Source organism: Escherichia sp. E2661 (assembly GCF_004745185.1).
Lineage (GTDB): Bacteria > Pseudomonadota > Gammaproteobacteria > Enterobacterales > Enterobacteriaceae > Escherichia.
Window position 1 is genome coordinate 36,579 of record NZ_PDIG01000004.1, and the last position, 18,443, is coordinate 55,021.

The 18,443-nt window shown below is 49.6% G+C and carries 13 protein-coding genes, 3 tRNA genes and 5 pseudogenes; 7 read left to right on the plus strand and 14 right to left on the minus strand.

Features of this window, described 5'->3' with window-relative positions; translation table 11 throughout:
• Nucleotides 1-12: 12 nt before the first annotated feature.
• The 3 pseudogenes from xapA (at nucleotide 13) to CRI63_RS02760 (ending at nucleotide 3,121) form a co-directional block, all read left to right on the plus strand.
• Nucleotides 13-847, plus strand: a pseudogene (xapA, locus tag CRI63_RS02750) (xanthosine phosphorylase).
• 58 nt (nucleotides 848-905) lie between these two features.
• Nucleotides 906-2,163: pseudogene (locus CRI63_RS02755) on the plus strand (nucleoside permease).
• Nucleotides 2,164-2,235: 72 nt separating this feature from the next.
• A pseudogene (locus tag CRI63_RS02760) lies at nucleotides 2,236-3,121 on the plus strand (LysR family transcriptional regulator).
• A gap of 49 nt (nucleotides 3,122-3,170) precedes the next feature.
• Here CRI63_RS02760 and CRI63_RS02765 read toward each other — a convergent pair.
• From CRI63_RS02765 to cydA, 14 genes and pseudogenes are all read right to left on the minus strand, one after another.
• Nucleotides 3,171-3,246 (minus strand) — tRNA-Lys (locus CRI63_RS02765).
• A gap of 4 nt (nucleotides 3,247-3,250) precedes the next feature.
• A tRNA-Val gene (locus tag CRI63_RS02770) sits at nucleotides 3,251-3,326 on the minus strand.
• A gap of 36 nt (nucleotides 3,327-3,362) precedes the next feature.
• Nucleotides 3,363-3,438, minus strand: a tRNA-Lys gene (locus CRI63_RS02775).
• Nucleotides 3,439-3,602: 164 nt separating this feature from the next.
• Nucleotides 3,603-4,394, minus strand: coding sequence for a cell division protein CpoB (gene cpoB, locus CRI63_RS02780; RefSeq protein ID WP_135518439.1), 792 nt, complete (start codon nucleotides 4,392-4,394; stop codon nucleotides 3,603-3,605).
• A gap of 9 nt (nucleotides 4,395-4,403) precedes the next feature.
• Entirely contained in the window at nucleotides 4,404-4,925 is a 522-nt protein-coding gene (gene pal, locus CRI63_RS02785) for a peptidoglycan-associated lipoprotein Pal (protein ID WP_001295306.1), read from the minus strand.
• A 34-nt stretch (nucleotides 4,926-4,959) separates the two neighbouring features.
• Nucleotides 4,960-6,252, minus strand: a complete 1,293-nt coding sequence (gene tolB / locus CRI63_RS02790; protein ID WP_010352214.1) for a Tol-Pal system beta propeller repeat protein TolB — start codon at nucleotides 6,250-6,252, stop codon at nucleotides 4,960-4,962.
• Between the two features lie 132 nt (nucleotides 6,253-6,384).
• Nucleotides 6,385-7,632, minus strand: a complete 1,248-nt coding sequence (gene tolA, locus CRI63_RS02795) for a cell envelope integrity protein TolA (protein ID WP_135518441.1) — start codon at nucleotides 7,630-7,632, stop codon at nucleotides 6,385-6,387.
• A gap of 63 nt (nucleotides 7,633-7,695) precedes the next feature.
• Nucleotides 7,696-8,124, minus strand: coding sequence for a colicin uptake protein TolR (tolR, locus tag CRI63_RS02800; protein WP_000090097.1), 429 nt, complete (start codon nucleotides 8,122-8,124; stop codon nucleotides 7,696-7,698).
• A gap of 3 nt (nucleotides 8,125-8,127) precedes the next feature.
• Nucleotides 8,128-8,819, minus strand: a pseudogene (gene tolQ / locus CRI63_RS02805) (Tol-Pal system protein TolQ).
• Nucleotides 8,816-9,220 (minus strand): tol-pal system-associated acyl-CoA thioesterase, encoded by a 405-nt coding sequence (gene ybgC, locus CRI63_RS02810; RefSeq protein ID WP_001098372.1) that lies wholly within the window; start codon nucleotides 9,218-9,220, stop codon nucleotides 8,816-8,818. The pseudogene tolQ and the gene ybgC overlap by 4 nt, the downstream one beginning before the upstream one ends.
• Nucleotides 9,221-9,369: 149 nt before the next feature.
• Nucleotides 9,370-9,663 carry a cyd operon protein YbgE gene (gene ybgE, locus CRI63_RS02815; RefSeq protein WP_063096546.1) on the minus strand — a complete coding sequence of 98 codons (294 nt, stop codon included), beginning with the start codon at nucleotides 9,661-9,663 and terminating at the stop codon, nucleotides 9,370-9,372.
• Nucleotides 9,663-9,776 (minus strand): cytochrome bd-I oxidase subunit CydX, encoded by a 114-nt coding sequence (gene cydX, locus CRI63_RS02820; protein WP_000270283.1) that lies wholly within the window; start codon nucleotides 9,774-9,776, stop codon nucleotides 9,663-9,665. Before cydX ends, ybgE begins: the two co-directional genes overlap by 1 nt.
• Nucleotides 9,777-9,790: 14 nt before the next feature.
• Entirely contained in the window at nucleotides 9,791-10,930 is a 1,140-nt protein-coding gene (gene cydB / locus CRI63_RS02825) for a cytochrome d ubiquinol oxidase subunit II (RefSeq protein WP_000568264.1), read from the minus strand.
• A gap of 15 nt (nucleotides 10,931-10,945) precedes the next feature.
• Nucleotides 10,946-12,514, minus strand: a complete 1,569-nt coding sequence (cydA, locus tag CRI63_RS02830; RefSeq protein WP_010331061.1) for a cytochrome ubiquinol oxidase subunit I — start codon at nucleotides 12,512-12,514, stop codon at nucleotides 10,946-10,948.
• A gap of 1,383 nt (nucleotides 12,515-13,897) precedes the next feature.
• Here cydA and glmS point away from each other — a divergent pair.
• From glmS to CRI63_RS02850, 4 genes and pseudogenes are all read left to right on the plus strand, one after another.
• A complete protein-coding gene (glmS, locus tag CRI63_RS02835; protein ID WP_130214952.1) occupies nucleotides 13,898-14,347 on the plus strand; it encodes a methylaspartate mutase subunit S in 450 nt (149 codons plus the stop codon).
• Nucleotides 14,347-15,737: pseudogene (glmL, locus tag CRI63_RS02840) on the plus strand (methylaspartate mutase accessory protein GlmL). Before glmS ends, glmL begins: the two are co-directional and overlap by 1 nt.
• Before the next feature lie 18 nt (nucleotides 15,738-15,755).
• Complete coding sequence (locus CRI63_RS02845; protein ID WP_130209900.1) at nucleotides 15,756-17,201, plus strand: methylaspartate mutase subunit E; 1,446 nt, start codon at nucleotides 15,756-15,758, stop codon at nucleotides 17,199-17,201.
• Complete coding sequence (locus CRI63_RS02850) at nucleotides 17,201-18,442, plus strand: methylaspartate ammonia-lyase (RefSeq protein WP_130209898.1); 1,242 nt, start codon at nucleotides 17,201-17,203, stop codon at nucleotides 18,440-18,442. The genes CRI63_RS02845 and CRI63_RS02850 overlap by 1 nt, the downstream gene beginning before the upstream one ends.
• The last annotated feature ends 1 nt before the right edge of the window (nucleotide 18,443 follow it).

An 18,443-nucleotide genomic window follows, 5' to 3' on the forward strand; every position in this document is an offset into this window, starting at 1 on the left:
CAAGGACTTTCCATGACCCAATCTCATTTTTCACAAAACCCGTGGTATTGCGCAGATATCATTCGTCGCCACAAACCAAACTTTACCCCACGCGTTGCGTTTATTCTTGGTTCGGGGCTGGGTGCGTTGGCTGAACAGATTGAAGGTGCGGTCGCTATTTCTTATAGCGATTTGCCGGGATTTCCGGTGAGTACCGTACATGGTCACGCAGGAGAGTTGGTCCTCGGCATGCTCTCTGGTGTGCCTGTAGCTTGCATGAAAGGTCGTGGCCATTTTTATGAGGGCCGTGGAATGACAGTCATGACTGATGCGATTCGTACGTTCAAGTTGCTGGGCTGTGAGTTGTTGTTCTGCACTAATGCTGCAGGCTCGCTTCGCCCGGAAGTGAGGGCGGGCAGTTTGGTTGCGCTGAAAGATCACATCAACACGATGCCAGGCACACCGATGACAGGCCTTAATGATGATCGCTTCGGCGAGCGCTTTTTCTCATTAGCGAACGCTTATGATGCTGATTATCGGGCCGTTTTGCAGTCCGTCGCGCAGGAAGAAGGTTTTCCGCTCACAGAGGGCGTTTTTTGTTTCTTATCCAGGGCCTAACTTCGAAACGGCGGCAGAAATTCGCATGATGCAGATGATTGGCGGTGACGTTGTGGGTATGTCTGTAGTGCCTGAAGTGATTACCGCACGTCATAGCGAAATGAAAGTCGTTGCTGTGTCTGCAATAACTAATATGGCGGAAGGTTTAAGCGATGTGAAATTGTCACATGCCCAAACGCTGGCTGCAGCGGAATTATCCCGGCAAAACTTTATCAATCTGATTTGCGGATTCTTACGCAAAATCGCCTGAAAGCAATAAAAAATGGCCTCGCGGATGGGGCCATCTCACTGCGATAAGGAAACCAAAAATGAATATCGCAACGCGTTTAAAGATTATGTCTTTTCTGCAATATTTTATCTGGGGGAGTTGGTTAGTTACCCTCGGCTCTTACATGATAAACACCTTACATTTTACCGGGGCTGATGTTGGTATGGCATACAGCTCTAAAGGCATTGCGGCAATTATTATGCCAGCCATTATGGGTATTATTGCAGATAAATGGTTACGAGCTGAACGTACCTATATGCTGTGCCACTTTATTTGCGCCGGGGTACTTTTTTATGCCGCCTCCGTGACTGAACCGAATATGATGTTCTGGATAATGTTGCTTAACGCAATGGCGTTCATGCCCACTATTGCATTGTCCAATAGTGTTTCTTATTCGTGTCTGGCCCAGGCCGGATTAGATCCGGTAACCTGTTTTCCGCCAATCCGTGTTTATGGCACTGTGGGATTTATTGTCGCCATGTGGCTGGTGAGTTTATTGCATCTGGAGTTAAGTAGTGTGCAACTGTATATTGCTTCTGGCGCTTCTTTAGTGTTAGCGGTCTATGCATTAACGCTACCGAAAATTCCAGTGGCGGAGCATAAAATCAGCACTACGCTTTCCAGTAAATTAGGTCTGGATGCGTTTGTGTTATTTAAAAATCCGCGTATGGCGATTTTCTTTTTATTTGCCATGTTATTAGGTGCGGTACTACAAATTACTAACGTTTTTGGTAACCCGTTCCTGCATGATTTTGCTCGTAACCCTGAATTTGCTGATAGCTTCGTGGTGAAATATCCTTCCATCCTGCTCTCTGTTTCGCAAATGGCGGAAGTCGGCTTCATTCTTACTATTCCCTTCTTCCTGAAGCGTTTTGGCATAAAAACCGTCATGTTGATGAGTATGGTCGCGTGGACATTACGCTTTGGCTTCTTTGCCTTTGGCGACCCATCGCCAGGTGGCTTTGTATTATTGTTGTTATCGATGATTGTGTATGGCTGTGCGTTCGACTTTTTTTAATATCTCAGGTTCAGTGTTTGTCGAACATGAAGTGGATTCCAGTATTCGCGCCAGCGCTCAGGGCTTATTTATGACGATGGTCAACGGCGTTGGGGCGTGGATCGGCTCTCTTCTGAGTGGTATGGCGGTTGACTATTTCACGGTTGATGGTGTGAAAGACTGGCAAACTATCTGGTTGGTATTTGCTGCGTATGCGCTGGCCCTGGCAGTGATCTTTGCCCTGTTTTTCCGTTATAAGCATGAACCTAAAAAAATGGCACAAAAATCATTAGCTCACTGATGTAAACGGGGTTGACCTTTATTGCAATGTGCTAGATTTGGAGCCTTACCAAACTTATGGAGCGCAATAATCATGGAAAGTACGCATCGTATTGATCTCAAGTTATTGCGCTATTTTCTTGCAGTTGCAGAAGAACTTCACTTTGGGCGGGCGGCTGCGCGGCTCAATATGTCGCAGCCGCCATTAAGTATTCATATTAAAGATCTGGAACAACAACTGGGCACGTTGCTGTTCGTTCGTCATTCGCGCAGTGTGGCGCTCACTCATGCGGGAAAAATTTTACTGGAAGAATCACGACGGTTACTGGCGAATGCCAGTCAGGCGATGGCACGGGTTGAGCAGATTGGTCGCGGTGAGGCAGGGCGGATTGAGTTGGGCGTGGTGGGAACAGCAATGTGGGGGCGAATGCGTCCGGCGATGCGGTGCTTTCTGAAAGAATGCCCCAATGTTCATGTCTCATTTCGTGAAAAATCACCAGGCATGCAAATGGCGTTGCTGGAGCGGCGGGAACTGGATGCGGGTATCTGGCGGATGGCGATTGAACCAACCACGGGGTTTACCAGCTTACGCTTACATGAATCCTCTTTTCTGGTTGCTATTCCGCAAGACCATCATCTGGCATCGCGAGATGCTATCCCGCTAACTGCATTACGCAATGAATACTTTGTAACGCTGCCTTCCGTCCATTCTGACTGGGCGTTTTTTACAGCGCGTTTGTCAGCAGGCAGGTTTTTCACCGATGATCGTCCGGGAGGCCGTAGAGCCGCAAACTGTGCTGGCGATGATCAGTATGGGATTGGGCGTGACATTAATGGCAGATAGCTATGCCCAGATGAGTTGGCCCGGTGTGGTATTTCGTCCACTGGAAGAACGTATTCCGGCAGATCTGTATATTGTCTATGAACAGCAACACGCGACGCCTGCGCTGGAGAGGTTGGTTAATGCTTTGATCGCGTGAAGGAATATCGCAGATGGCAAAAAAGCGCCTTTAGGGCGCTTTTTTACATTGGTGGGTCGTGCAGGATTCGAACCTGCGACCAATTGATTAAAAGTCAACTGCTCTACCAACTGAGCTAACGACCCGAAGTGGTGGGTGATGACGGGATCGAACCGCCGACCCCCTCCTTGTAAGGGAGGTGCTCTCCCAGCTGAGCTAATCACCCCGATACTACGCTGAATACTACAACTAACTATGTTAGTGGTGGGTCGTGCAGGATTCGAACCTGCGACCAATTGATTAAAAGTCAACTGCTCTACCAACTGAGCTAACGACCCACTTTTTCGTTGCTTTCGGTTTGTTTGATATCCCGTGGCAACGGCGGCATATATTACTGATTTCAGACTTGAGCGCAACAAAAATTTCGATGTAGATCACTCAACTGCTTATGAATCGCACGACACGACCAGAAATAATGCGACTTCTGGTCGCGTGTTATGCATTACATGGCGTTCAGACGTTTTTGCGCCTGTTTAGCACCATCAGTACCAGGGTATTTACTGATAACCTGCTGGTACACGGCTTTTGCTTTCGCGGTGTCACCTTTGTCCTGCATGATGACGCCAACTTTAAACATCGCATCTGCAGCCTTCGGCGACTTCGGATAGTTTTTCACTACCGAAGCAAAATAGTACGCCGCATCATCTTTCTTACCCTTGTTGTAGTTTAACTGACCCAGCCAATAATTGGCGTTGGGCAAGTAAGTTGAATCAGGATAATTTTTGATGAAATTCTGAAATGCCACCATCGCGTCATCCTGGCGGGATTTATCCTGTACCAGCGCAATAGCTGCATTGTAATCAGTATTTGCATCGCCGCTTTTCACCGGCGCGCCAGCATTCGCAGTACCTGCATCAGCTGTTGGCGTCTTTGCCGCCGCCGCCCCGCTTTGATCGCCGCTGGCTGATTGTGCCGCTGGACCACCGCTGCTAAGGCTATCGATCTGCAACAAGATCTGCTTCTGCCGCTCCACGACCTGATTCAGTTGATACTGATTTTCCTGAATTTGACCACGCAGGGAATCAATATCGGACTGATTATCAGAGAGTTGTTGCTGGAGTTGGGTTAAAAGCTGGCTGTGAGCATTAGAAATACGCTCAAGTTGAGTGACGCGGTCTTCGACCGAGCCTGAGCCGACACTACTGATTGGTGCCTGAGCAAAAGCGGCCCAGGGGGCCGCTATACCAACCAGTAACGACAGACTCAATAGTTGATGTCTGAAGTTACTGCTCATGCAATTCTCTTAGTAAACCAGTACCGCACGACGGTTTTTGGAGTATGCCGCTTCGTCATGACCCAGTACTGCAGGTTTTTCTTTACCGTAAGAAACGATGGAGATCTGGTCTGCAGAAACGCCTTTACCCTGCAGGTACATCTTAACGGCGTTCGCACGACGTTCACCCAGGGAGATGTTGTATTCCGGAGTACCACGTTCGTCCGCGTGACCTTCTACGGTGACTTTGTAAGACGGGTTGCTACGCAGGAAGTTTGCGTGAGCATCCAGCATTTGAGCGAAGTCAGAACGGATATCGTATTTGTCCAGATCGAAGTAAACGATGTTGTTCTGCTGCAGCTGTTGCATTTGCAGACGAGCCTGCTCTTCGGAAGACATGTTGCCATTTCCGCCGTTCGCATCCATGCCAGTGCCGGCACCCAGCATGCCTTCGCTGCCGTCATTGCTGGCGTTCTTGTTGGAAGAACATGCCGCAATTGCCATAACAGGCAGAGCAATCATCAGCCCTTTCAGCACTTTGTTCAGTTGCATTTCAATGATTCCTTTACTATTCAATTAATTATTATCACAGATACGGCGACCAGGCAGGGAATTTGACCTGTCCATCAGTTGCCGGAAGACGCGCTTTGAAACGCCCATCTGTAGAAACCAAATTCAGCACGGATCCCATCCCCTGAGAAGAGCTGTAGATTACCATAGTGCCGTTAGGTGCCAGACTTGGCGTTTCATCCAGGAACGTTGAGGACAGAACTTGTACGCCTCCCGTTACCAGATCTTGTTTGGCAATGTGCTGCTGCCCACCATTGGAGCTAACCATTACCATAAATTTACCGTCGCTGCTGACATCCGCATCCTGGTTCTGCGAACCTTCCCAGGTAATACGTTGCGGCGCACCGCCGTTGATATTCACTTTATAAACCTGCGGACGACCGGCCTGGTCAGAAGTAAATGCCAGGTTTTGACTGTCCGGGAACCAGGTCGGTTCGGTGTTGTTGCTGCGACCATCTGTCACCTGACGGATTTGACCAGAGGCTAAATCCATTACGTACAGATTCAGGCTACCAGTTTTCGACAGCGCAAAAGCCAGTTTGCTGCCGTCTGGCGAGAATGCAGGCGCACCGTTGTGACGCGGGAAGGAAGCAACCTGACGCACTGCACCGTTAGCCAGCGTCTGAATTACCAGCGCGGAACGACCGCTTTCGAAGGTAACATATGCCAGTTTAGAACCGTCCGGTGACCACGCCGGAGACATCAGCGGCTGCGGAGAACGGTGAACCACAAACTGGTTGTAGCCATCATAGTCAGACACGCGCAACTCATACGGGAACTGGCCGCCATTGGTCTGAACAACATAGGCAATACGGGTACGGAACGCACCTTTAATGCCGGTCAGTTTTTCAAACACTTCATCACTGGCGGTATGGCCAGCGTAACGCAGCCATTGTTTGTTTACTTTGTATGAGTTCTGAGCAAGCACAGTACCCGGTGCACCGCCGGTATCAACCAGCTGATAAGCAACATTGTAAGAACCGTCCGGATTCGGAGTGACCTGACCTACAACGACAGCGTCAATGCCCAGCGCAGACCATGCAGCAGGTTGAACTTCCTGCGCACTACCTGGCTGTTGAGGCAGACGAGCGCGATCTAACGGATTAAATTTACCGCTGTTACGCAAGTCAGCAGCAACGATGCCGCCAATATCTTCAGGTGCCGCACCTGGACCCGCCCACTGGAATGGAACAACACCAATAGGACGACCGGAATCTACACCACTGTCGATCACAATGCGGACTTCAGCATGCAGAACTGACGCCCACAGTATGAGAAAACCAAATGCTACTCGTAATGCCTGCTTCATCATATCTCCCTTATCTGGACAGATAGCCCACGATAATTTAGCAGAATGTTAACAAACTCAAATACACAAAACTACCAGAACCCTGCGACAACCGATGTCTGATGTTGATCGCCGTGACGACCAACATCGCGATTACGGTTTGAAGTCCAATGGTGCGTTCTTGAACACTTCATATACTGCCTGGCTTGGTGGTTTCGGGATCTTCGCAAGTTTAGCTGCTGCCAACGCAGCCTGACAAAGAGCGGGATCGCCACCTTCAGGTTTGATATCCAGTAACATGCCATCCGGTGCCAGTTTTATGCGCAGCGTACAGGTTTTACCTGCATAGGACGATGCATCATAGAACTTACTTTCGATAGCAGATTTAATCTGCCCGGCATAGTTATTGATATCTGCGCCTGATGCGCCATTGTTTTTAGTATTACCACTCCCGGCAGGCGAAGCATTGTTCCCTTTCGCCCCTCCCCCCGTTTTCGGTGCATTCTTACCAGAGCTTAGCTCACCGAAAATATCATCTGCCTCCGCGGCAGCTTTTGCTGCAGCCGCTTTTTCAGCTGCTGCTTTTTCTGCTGCTGCTTTTGCCGCTGCGGCTTTTTTGTCTGCGGCGGCTTTTTCTGCCGCTGCTTTCTTATCAGCTGCTGCCTTTTCAGCGGCGGCTTTCTTATCTGCAGCCGCCTTTTCAGCAGCCGCTTTCTGCTCAGCGTCTGCCTTCGCTTTTTCAGCAGCTTCAGTTGCCGCTTTCTTTCTTGCTTCAGCTGCAGCAGCTTCTGCCGCTTCCGCTTTCTTCTTCAGCGCCGCTGCAGCTTTGGCGGCTTCGGCCTCGGCTTTTTTCTGCGCTTCGGCTGCGGCTTTGGCGGCTTCTGCTTCTGCTTTTTTCTTCGCGTCCGCAGCCGCTTTCTTCGCTGCTTCTTCGGCAGCTTTGGCTTCCGCTTCAGCCTTCGCTTTAGCATCTGCCGCCGCTTTCGCTGCTGCCTCTTCCGCTTGCTTCTGCTTTAACTCGGCCTGTTTAGCGGCTTCTTCAGCCTGTTTCTTCTGTTCCTGAGCAGCTAACCGTTCTTTCTCAAGCTGCTTCAGGCGTTCCTGTTCAGCCGCTTGTTTCTCACGCAGTTCTTCAGCAGCCTGCTGTTCCTTCATCTTGCGCTGCTCTTCAGAACGCTTCGCGCTTGATTCCTGGCTTTGCATGCGTTTGTACTGCTCAACTACCGCACCTGAATCAACCATTACAGCATCGATGGACGAACCACCGCCGCCTCCGGCTGAAGCTTCTATATTCTCATCGAACGAACTCCAGATCAGCGCTGCAAATAAGATGACATGCAGCACTGCTGAAATAATTATCGCCCGTTTGAGCTTGTCGTTTTGTTCGGTTGCCTTTGACACTCTCGGTTCCCAAAAACTGTTCGCCTGTTACCCGCTCTCTTAAAGCAAGGGAAACGCAGATGCTTAAATAGGCTGCGTCATTAAACCAACCGATTTCACACCCGCACTGTGTAACAAGTTCAGCGCTTTAATTATTTCATCGTAAGGCACATCTTTTGCGCCACCGATCAGAAAGACCGTTTTCGGGTTGGCCTTGAAACGGCTGGAAACTTCCGCCACCACCTGCTCTGGTGGTAAACGCTCCAGACGATCTTTCTCAACCACCACGGTGTACTGACCAATACCAGACACTTCAACAATCACAGGCGGATTATCGTTACTGCTCACCGCCTGTGATTCAGTAGCGTCTGGCAGATCGACCTCCACGCTCTGGGTGATGATGGGCGCTGTCGCCATAAAGATCAGCAACAGCACCAGCAGTACGTCCAGCAACGGTACAATGTTGATTTCGGACTTGAGATCACGACGACCTCGTCCACGCGCTCTGGCCATGGCTTACCCCTTGTTGCTCTCGCTAAGGGTAAACGCCTGGCGGTGCAGAATCGCGGTAAACTCTTCCATAAAGTTGTCGTAATTCAGTTCCAGTTTGTTTACGCGCTGGTTGAGGCGGTTGTAGGCCATAACCGCCGGAATAGCGGCGAACAGACCGATTGCTGTAGCAATCAACGCTTCTGCGATACCGGGCGCAACCATTTGCAATGTTGCCTGCTTCACCGCGCCGAGAGCGATAAAGGCATGCATGATCCCCCAGACTGTACCGAACAGACCGATATACGGGCTGATGGAACCCACAGTGCCGAGAAACGGAATGTGCGTTTCCAGATTTTCCAGCTCACGGTTCATGGAAATACGCATCGCGCGCGACGCGCCTTCCACTACGGCTTCCGGTGCATGGCTGTTAGCACGATGCAGGCGCACAAATTCTTTGAACCCACTGTAAAAGATTTGTTCCGACCCCGAGAGATTATCTCGTTTTCCCTGGCTCTCCTGATAGAGGCGAGAAAGTTCGATTCCAGACCAGAATTTATCCTCAAACGCTTCGGCTTCGCGAGCTGCGGCGTTAAGAATGCGGGTCCGCTGGATAATAATGGCCCAGGATGCGATTGAAAAACCAATCAAAATCAACATGATAAGTTTAACCAGAAGCTCGCCTTCAGGAACAAATCAAGGATATTCATGTCAGTCACTGCTTAAACTCCGCGACAATAGACTTGGGAAGCGCACGAGGCTTCATTTTGAGTGGGTCAACGCAAACAATCAGAACCTCGGCTTCATTCAGCAGAGTATTCTCAGCGTTGACAATACGTTGCGTGAAAACCAAAGAGGTGCCACGCATTGATGTTATTTCAGTCTGTATTTCGAGCATATCGTCGAGCCGCGCAGGCGCGTAATATTCCACCGTCATCTTACGCACCACGAAGGCAACGCGTTCAGCCATCAGTGCCTGTTGACTGAAGTGATGATGACGCAGCATCTCTGTGCGTGCTCTTTCATAAAAAGCGATGTAACTGGCGTGGTACACCACACCACCGGCATCGGTATCTTCATAGTAGACGCGAACCGGCCATCGAAACAGCGTTGTATTCACTTTACATCCCGGTAATGCAACAAAAATTAGAACTTTTAAACGCTGCTACTATACGCGCGCGATTGAGGTTTGGGAATGAGGGCAAGTTAAGGGAGCGTAAAAATTTATGGACTGTTGAAGGTCCATAAATTTTTAAAGAGAATTCTGATTTAAAAGAAGAAGAAAATCAGCCCGACAATGAGAACGATATCGGCAAGCAGTGGGCAAAAAATCCCTTGCCAAAGAACCTTCTGCGGACGAAAACCCACGCCGTGAATTACGCCAGCACAGACGGCCCACATCAGCAATAAACCATGCCAGATTTCCAGTTCACTGGTCTTCGCGGCAAAACGTGATGGGTCCCAAAACATACATCCTGCTAACAGAAGCGCCATCACGAAGGAAAGCGCCCGCAGGGGGCGCTTGTCCATTACCGCATACAAAGTTGCGATAACCTTACTCATCAGCTGTCTTCTTGACCGGCTTTACCTGATTCGACGTGCTCAAGCGCCAGCGCGGTGATTACCCCAAACGAACAGGCAAGAAGCGTTCCCAGAATCCATGCGAAATACCACATTTTTAGCTCCTTACTTAGTACAGAGAGTGGGTGTTACGTTCAATATCTTCTTTGGTGATACGTCCGAACATTTTCCAGTAACACCAGGCGGTGTAGAGCAGAATGATCGGAACCAGAACCACCGCAACCCAGGTCATGACGTTAAGCGTCAGCTGGCTGGAAGTTGCATCCCACATTGTCAGACTTGCATTCATCATGGTGCTGGACGGCATCACAAACGGGAACATTGCGATACCGGCAGTCAGGATGATGCAGGCCAGCGTCAGGGAGGAGAACACAAACGCCCACGCGGCTTTATCCATACGTGCAGTCAGGATGGTCAGCAGTGGCAGAACAACACCCAGCGCCGGAATAGCCCACAGAATCGGCGTGTTGTTGAAGTTAACCAGCCATGCGCCAGCTTCACGAACCACTTCTTTATTCAGCGGGTTAGAGGCAGCGTAATGGTCCATTGTCGATTTCACGACATAACCATCGATACCGTACATCACCCATACGCCAGCCAGTGCGAAGCAGACCAGTGTCACCAGAGCCGCCACCTGAGCGGTTGCACGGGTACGCAGGTGCAGCTCGCCCACGGTACGCATCTGCAGGTAGGTCGCGCCCTGAGTAATGATCATCCCTACGCTCACCACACCTGCCAGCAGGCCGAACGGGTTAAGCAGCTGGAAGAAGTTACCGGTGTAGTACAGACGCAGATATTCATCAACGTTAAACGGTACGCCCTGCAACAGGTTGCCGAACGCTACACCAATCACCAGCGGCGGAACGAAGCTACCAATGAAGATGCCCCAGTCCCACATGTTACGCCAGCGGGTTTCTTCAATCTTGGAGCGGTAATCAAAACCGACCGGACGGAAGAACAAAGACGCCAGCACGAGGATCATCGCGACATAAAAGCCGGAGAACGCAGCGGCATAGACCATCGGCCAGGCAGCAAACAGAGCGCCGCCCGCGGTGATCAGCCATACCTGGTTACCGTCCCAGTGTGGTGCGATGGAGTTAATCATAATTCGACGCTCGGTGTCGTTACGACCGAGGAAACGGGTGAGCATGCCCACCCCCATGTCGAAACCGTCAGTGACTGCAAAACCAATCAGCAGAATGCCAACCAGCAGCCACCAGATAAAACGCAATACTTCATAATCGATCATTTGACGACTCCTGTCTTAGCGTGCCGGCTGAGTAGTCGTGGAGGACTGCTCAAAGTGATAGCGACCGGTTTTCAGGCTGCTTGGGCCGAGGCGTGCAAACTTGAACATTAAGAACAATTCTGCCACCAGGAACAGGGTATACAGGCCGCAAATCAGCACCATCGAGAAGATGAGATCGCCTGCGGTCAGTGACGAGTTCGCCACAGCTGTCGGCAGCACTTCACCGATAGCCCACGGTTGGCGGCCATATTCAGCCACGAACCAGCCCGCTTCTACAGCAATCCACGGCAGCGGAATACCGTACAGCGCGGCGCGCAGCAGCCATTTTTTCTCGCCAATGCGGTTGCGGATGACACTCCAGAAGGAGAGCGCAATGATTGCCAGCAGCAGGAAGCCACACGCCACCATGATGCGGAACGCGAAGTACAGCGGCGCTACACGCGGAATGGAGTCTTTGGTTGCCTGTTGAATCTGAGCTTCAGTCGCATCCGCCACGTTTGGCGTATAGCGTTTCAGCAGCAGACCGTAACCGAGGTCTTTCTTCATGCTATTGAACTGGTCACGAACCGCCTGGTCGGTAGAACCAGAACGCAGTTGTTCGAGCAGAGAGTACGCTTTCATCCCGTTGCGGATGCGTTCTTCATGCTGAACCATCAGCTCTTTCAGGCCGATCACTGGCGTATCCACGGAACGCGTTGCAATGATGCCCAGCGCGTAAGGGATCTGGATCGCAAATTTGTTCGTCTGCTCATCCTGATCAGGAATACCGAACAGAGTAAAGGCAGCAGGCGCAGGTTGCGTTTCCCACTCGGCTTCAATTGCAGCCAGTTTGGTTTTCTGCACGTCGCCCATTTCGTAACCGGATTCATCACCCAGAACAATAACAGACAGAACGGCAGCCATACCGAAGCTTGCAGCGATAGCAAAGGAGCGTTTAGCGAAGGCGAAGTCACGGCCTTTCAGCATATACCATGCGCTGATACCGAGGATGAACATCGCGCCAGTCACATAACCAGAGGCTACAGTGTGAACGAATTTCACCTGAGCAACCGGGTTAAGCACCAGTTCGGAGAAGCTCACCATCTCCATACGCATGGTTTCGAAATTGAAATCGGACGCGATTGGGTTTTGCATCCAGCCGTTCGCAACCAGAATCCACAGTGCGGACAGGTTTGAACCGAGCGCCACCAGCCAGGTGACACACATATGCTGAACTTTACCCAGACGATCCCAACCGAAGAAGAACAGACCTACAAAGGTGGATTCGAGGAAGAAGGCCATCAGACCTTCGATTGCCAGCGGAGCACCGAAGATATCCCCTACATAGTGGGAATAGTAAGACCAGTTAGTCCCGAACTGGAACTCCATGGTCAGACCGGTTGCCACACCCAGAGCAAAGTTGATACCAAACAACTTGCCCCAGAATTTGGTCATATCTTTATAAATCTGTTTGCCGGAAAGGACGTAGACCGTTTCCATAATGGCCAGCAGGAACGCCATACCGAGCGTCAGCGGCACAAAAAGGAAGTGGTACATCGCGGTCAAGGCAAACTGTAAGCGCGACAGTTCGACTATATCTAACATCATGACTCCTTGCTCATCGCATGAAGACTCCGAGAGTGAACCCCGTTAGAAAGGGTCACACGCATGCCCCAATACAAAATTATTTGCTCGCCCCTATCGTTGCCATTTCATCAAAAGAGGAAAGACAATGATAAAAAAGTTACAAATATGTTAATGAATAAACCAAATTGATCCCGTAATTATATTACGCCGCAAAATCCTTACAATAAACAGGTTTTTATTGAGCAAATTTGCATTTTTCGACAGTGATCAATTTATAGTGAAATTGTCACTATCCCACCAATTTGATCTACGACAATTTATCGCGTTTTGCAGATTTTTTTTCAAGAATTAAAAATTGATTTATATCAAAATCAACCAGATATGTTAATCATGTATAATCTATAGATCATTGGTAATTTTATTGTTAATTTATTGTAACTAAATAGCGCAGTAAAATTACCACTATGGAAATGCATAGATAAAAAACCAGTATTTTATTTAACAGAACCGCCTTACCCACTTTTTATAAGACTAATTGATTAGATTAGCCAATTTGTTGTCATTTTACATAACATATTTTTATCAAAGTTAATTGATTGTTGTCTTTATGAGCACCCATCTTTACCCCGGAATGTTATTGTTGCTTTGCTAATAATCACGTTGAAGGATGGATTTGTAGAATGCAGGAGGAGGGGAAAGAGAGCTTTTAAGCTAAATTGCATCTGATATAAGTATTTTTCCCCTTTTTATATTCAATGAACGGCTCAGTAAGCCAACATCAAACAACATGAGATTCAATAACTAAGTTTATCCTGCGTTGGTATATGTAAATTATCTTTATTACCCCAGCAGCAAGACGAGACAATGAAACGGTATTATATCTGGACGTTATTGAACACCCGCCCACTCTAAGTAATACGTTCCACTGCTCAAGAATAATCATTTGAGTAGAAGTGATTAATTAGGTCCAATGAATAGCACAACCCCAAATGAGTTATTAACCATTTGTTACTTTAAACATTACCGTTACAATTTCATGTTAAGACGGCTGTAAATTGCATTAATAATGCGCACCAAACTTTATGAACTACTTTTATAACCAGTCCCCCTCTTAAAAAAATGCAAATCAGATGTTGATCACAAATATATCAATACATTAAATCAATATAATTTGAAAAATTAAAATCAATAACAATCATATACGTAACCTATTGAAATAACCGTCATATTTAAAGCAACCACATAAACAAGCATTTTTCGAAAGATATTTTGAAAATAGATCAATTGCAACCTGACGACAGGACACAGACACTCCAGTGTTATTAATCATGTGCCACAGAAAACGGCCATAAATACGACGTGTGTAACTTATTTTACTCTCTGTCTTACAAAGGATTACCCATGAAGAAAGCAACACTAGTGCTTGGCGTTATTGGTGCCGACTGCCATGCAGTTGGCAATAAAGTTCTGGATCGCGTTTTTACTTCTCATGACTTCAGAGTCATAAACCTGGGCGTAATGGTCAGCCAGGATGAATATATTGATGCTGCCATTGAAACTGGCGCTGACGCGATAGTGGTTTCCTCTATCTATGGGCATGGGGATATCGACTGTCTGGGTATGCGTGAACGCTGCATCGAACGTGGGCTGGGCGACATTCTGCTCTATGTAGGCGGTAACCTGGTGGTGGGTAAACATGACTTCGCTGACGTGCAAATCAAATTCAAAGAGATGGGTTTTGACCGCGTCTTCGCCCCCAGCCATGACTTAGAAGATGTCTGCCAGCTGATGGCCAACGATATCAACCAGCGTCATGGTGTTGAAACACGTATTTTCGAAGAGGCCATCTGATGCAAATCGTCTCTGTCGATATTGGATCGACGTGGACCAAAGCTGCCCTCTTTACCCGGGAGGGGGACGCGTTAACGCTGGTTAACCACGTTCTGACCCCAACCACCACGCATCATCTGGCCGATGGTTTTTTCTCAAGCCTGAATCAGGTGTTAAACATCGATAACGCCCTCCCCCTGTTAAAAAAACGGCGAAAGTCGCATTGAAGTACTCCTCTTCAGCCAAAGGTGGACTGGCGGTTGCCGCAATGGGATTAGTGCCTTCTATTACCCTGGAATCCGCGAAAGTAACCGCTCACTCTGCTGGCGCTAAAATTGCGCAGCATTACGCCTACAAGCTGAACCGCCGTGATATTCAGGCGCTGGAAGAGTCACCACCCGATATCCTCTTGTTCACGGGCGGCACCGACGGCGGAGAAGAGAGTTACGGGCTAAATAACGCCCGTGTGCTGGCGGAATCAAAACTCGATTGCGCCATTATTTATGCCGGAAACAGGGACATTCAGGACAATATACAGGACATCCTCGGGCATAAAGATCTGACTATCGTCGATAACGTTCTGCCTGACCTTGAAAATCCCTCCCCTTTCGCCGCGCGACAGGCCATCTGCGACATTTTCCTCAAACGCATTGTTAAAGGAAAAGGGCTGGATGTCATTGTTGATGAAACGGGCGAAGAGCCGATGCCAACGCCGTGGACAGTTTTTGAACTGGTTAAGGCAATCAGTAATGTCGATAGCAGTTGGAAAGAGTTCATGCTGATCGACATGGGCGGCGCAACCACCGATATGTATTCTGCCTGTGCCAATAATCTCTCACCCGACACCGTTTTACACGGCGTACCGGAACCCTTCGTAAAACGGACCGTTGAAGGCGATCTGGGAATGCGCGTCTCAGCAATGGTGGTTGGTGAAAGTGCAAAAGACTTAGTTAATGTGATCTTTTCTCAGCACCCCACGCAGCAGGACGCTTTTTATCATTATCTCCGTCATTTGGTTGCACATCCCGACCATTTACCCACTAACGCAGAAGAAAAATATTTCGATACTGTGCTGGCTGGGCTGTGCGTAGGTTACGCCACTGAACGTCATGCCGGCACCAAAAAAGAGGTCTGCACCTGCGTCGGCAATGTCGATTTACAGATGGGACGTGACCTGACCACCGTGCGCAAAGTCGTTGGTTCCGGTGGATGGCTGTCGCGCGCCAGCCAGTTTGATATTCATCGTTGGTTGAAATACCGCGAGTTAAACGACGACGGCAAACGCATTCTCTTACCGACCGAATTTGAATATTACCGCGATTCACGGGGGCTATTTCCACTGCTGGCAAACGTCGCCAGAGTCGATCCGCAGGCCGCCGCGCGTACCAGTATTCAATGCTTAACCCTATAACAATTAAGGTAGCAATCAATGGAACTTCGAAATAAGAAATTAACCCATGACGAATTCATGACCGAGCGGCAACAGGTACTGAAAACCTGGGAAACTGGCAAGGATGTTGAAAACTTCGAAGATGGCGTTAAATATCAACAAACTATTCCTGATCACAAACGCTTCTCCCTTGCCCTACTGAAAGCAGACCTGGAAGGTAAAACGCTTAGCCAACCGCGCGCAGGCGTGGCGTTGATGGACGAGCACATCGAACTACTGAAAACACTGCAAGATGAGTGCGATTTGCTACCGAGCACCATCGATGCCTATACCCGTCTGAATCGTTACGAAGAAGCCGCGGTAGGGATTAAAAAATCCATCGAAGCCGGAACCTCTAAACTGAACGGTTTACCGGTGGTTAACCACGGCGTCGCCGCATGCCGTCGTCTGACCGAAACCTTGCAAAAACCGCTACAGATCCGCCATGGCACACCAGATGCGCGGCTGCTGGCTGAAATCTCAATGGCCAGCGGCTTCACCAGCTATGAAGGCGGCGGCATTTCCTACAATATTCCGTATGCCAAACGCGTAACGCTGGAAAAATCGATCCGCGACTGGCAGTACTGCGACCGTTTAATGGGGCTGTATGAAGAGCACGGAATTCGCATCAACCGCGAACCGTTTGGCCCGCTTACAGGTACCTTGATTCCACCGTTTATCTCGCACTCTATTGCGATAATCGAAGGCTTGCTGGCACTGGAACAGGGCGTGAAATCTATCACCGTCGGTTATGGTCAGGTCGGAAGCCTGACGCAAGATATTGCGGCGATCCAGTCTCTGCGGGAACTCGCTCACGAATACTTCCAGAATCATGGCTATGCAGAGTACGAATTAAGTACGGTGTTCCACCAGTGGATGGGCGGTTTTCCGGAAGACGAGTCAAAAGCATTCGCGATTATCTCCTGGGGCGCGGCGGTTGCCGGAATGTCGGGCGCAACCAAAGTGATCACCAAGAGTCCGCATGAAGCCTGGGGCATCCCTACCGCTGCCGCCAACGTGCAGGGACTGAAAGCCTCCCGCCAAATGCTCAATATGGTTAGCGATCAGAAATTCCCACCGTGTCCTGCGGTGGAACTGGAAGTTGAGCTGATTAAGAGTGAAGTTCGCGCCGTGCTGAATAAAGTGTTCGAACTGGGGAATGGGGATATCGCGCGCGGTACGGTGCTGGCATTTGAAGCGGGCGTACTGGATGTGCCGTTTGCGCCAGCTGCCTGCAACGCGGGCAAAATTCTTCCGGTCCGTGACAACACCGGCGCGATACGCGTGCTGGAAGCCGGCGCCGTTCCGTTGCCAAAAGACATTCTCGACCTTCACCACGATTATGTTGCCGAACGCGCACGCTTTGAAGGACGCCAACCGACATTCCAGATGGTTGTAGATGACATCAATGCTGTATCCCACAGTAAATTAATAGGAAGACCATAATGAAAATAAAACAGGCCCTGTTCACCGCTGGCTACTCCTCATTCTATTTCGATGACCAGCAGGCGATAAAAAACGGAGCGGGCCACGACGGATTTTTTTATACCGGGGAGCCGGTTACGTCTGGTTTTAGCGCAGTACGTCAGGCTGGGGAGTGCGTTTCAGTTCAGTTGATTCTGGAAAATGGCGCGGTCGCGGTTGGTGACTGTGCTGCGGTACAGTACTCCGGGGCAGGCGGTCGCGATCCGCTGTTCCTCGCCGAGCATTTTATTCCGTTCCTTAATGACCATATCAAACCGTTACTGGAAGGCCGCGATGTGGATGCGTTTGTGCCGAATGCCCGTTTTTTCGACAAGCTGCGTATTGATGGCAACTTGCTGCATACCGCCGTGCGCTATGGATTATCGCAGGCGTTGCTTGACGCTACCGCGCTGGCAACGGGCCGTCTGAAAACTGAAGTCGTTTGCGATGAATGGCAGTTACCGCGCGTGGCAAAATCCATTCCTTTATTTGGCCAGAGCGGCGACGATCGGTATATCGCCGTCGATAAGATGATCCTTAAAGGGATCGACGTACTGCCCCATGCACTGATTAATAACGTCGAAGAGAAGCTGGGCTTTAAGGGCGAAAAACTGCGCGAATATATCCGCTGGCTGTCAGATCGCATTCTGAGCAAACGTACCAGCGCTCGCTACCACCCTACCCTACACATCGATGTATACGGCACCATCGGTCTGATCTTCGACATGGATCCCGTTCGCTGCGCGCAATACATCGCCAGCCTGGAAGAAGAAACACAAGGTCTGCCGCTGTACATTGAAGGTCCGGTCGATGCCGGTAACAAACCTGACCAAATTCGCCTGTTGACTGCCATCACCAAAGAGCTGACGCGCCTCGGTTCCGGCGTGAAAATTGTCGCCGACGAATGGTGTAACACCTACCAGGATATCGTTGATTTCACTGATGCAGCCAGTTGCCACATGGTGCAAATCAAAACGCCTGATCTGGGCAGTATTCACAACATCGTCGATGCGGTTCTGTACTGCAACAGCCACGGAATGGAAGCTTATCAGGGTGGCACCTGTAACGAAACCGATGTCAGCGCCCGAACTTGTGTCCACGTAGCTCTTGCCGCGCGTCCCATGCGGATGCTGGTAAAACCGGGGATGGGGTTTGACGAAGGCCTCGACATCGTGTTCAACGAAATGAATCGTACTATCGCGCTGATGCTGGCTAAGGATTAAC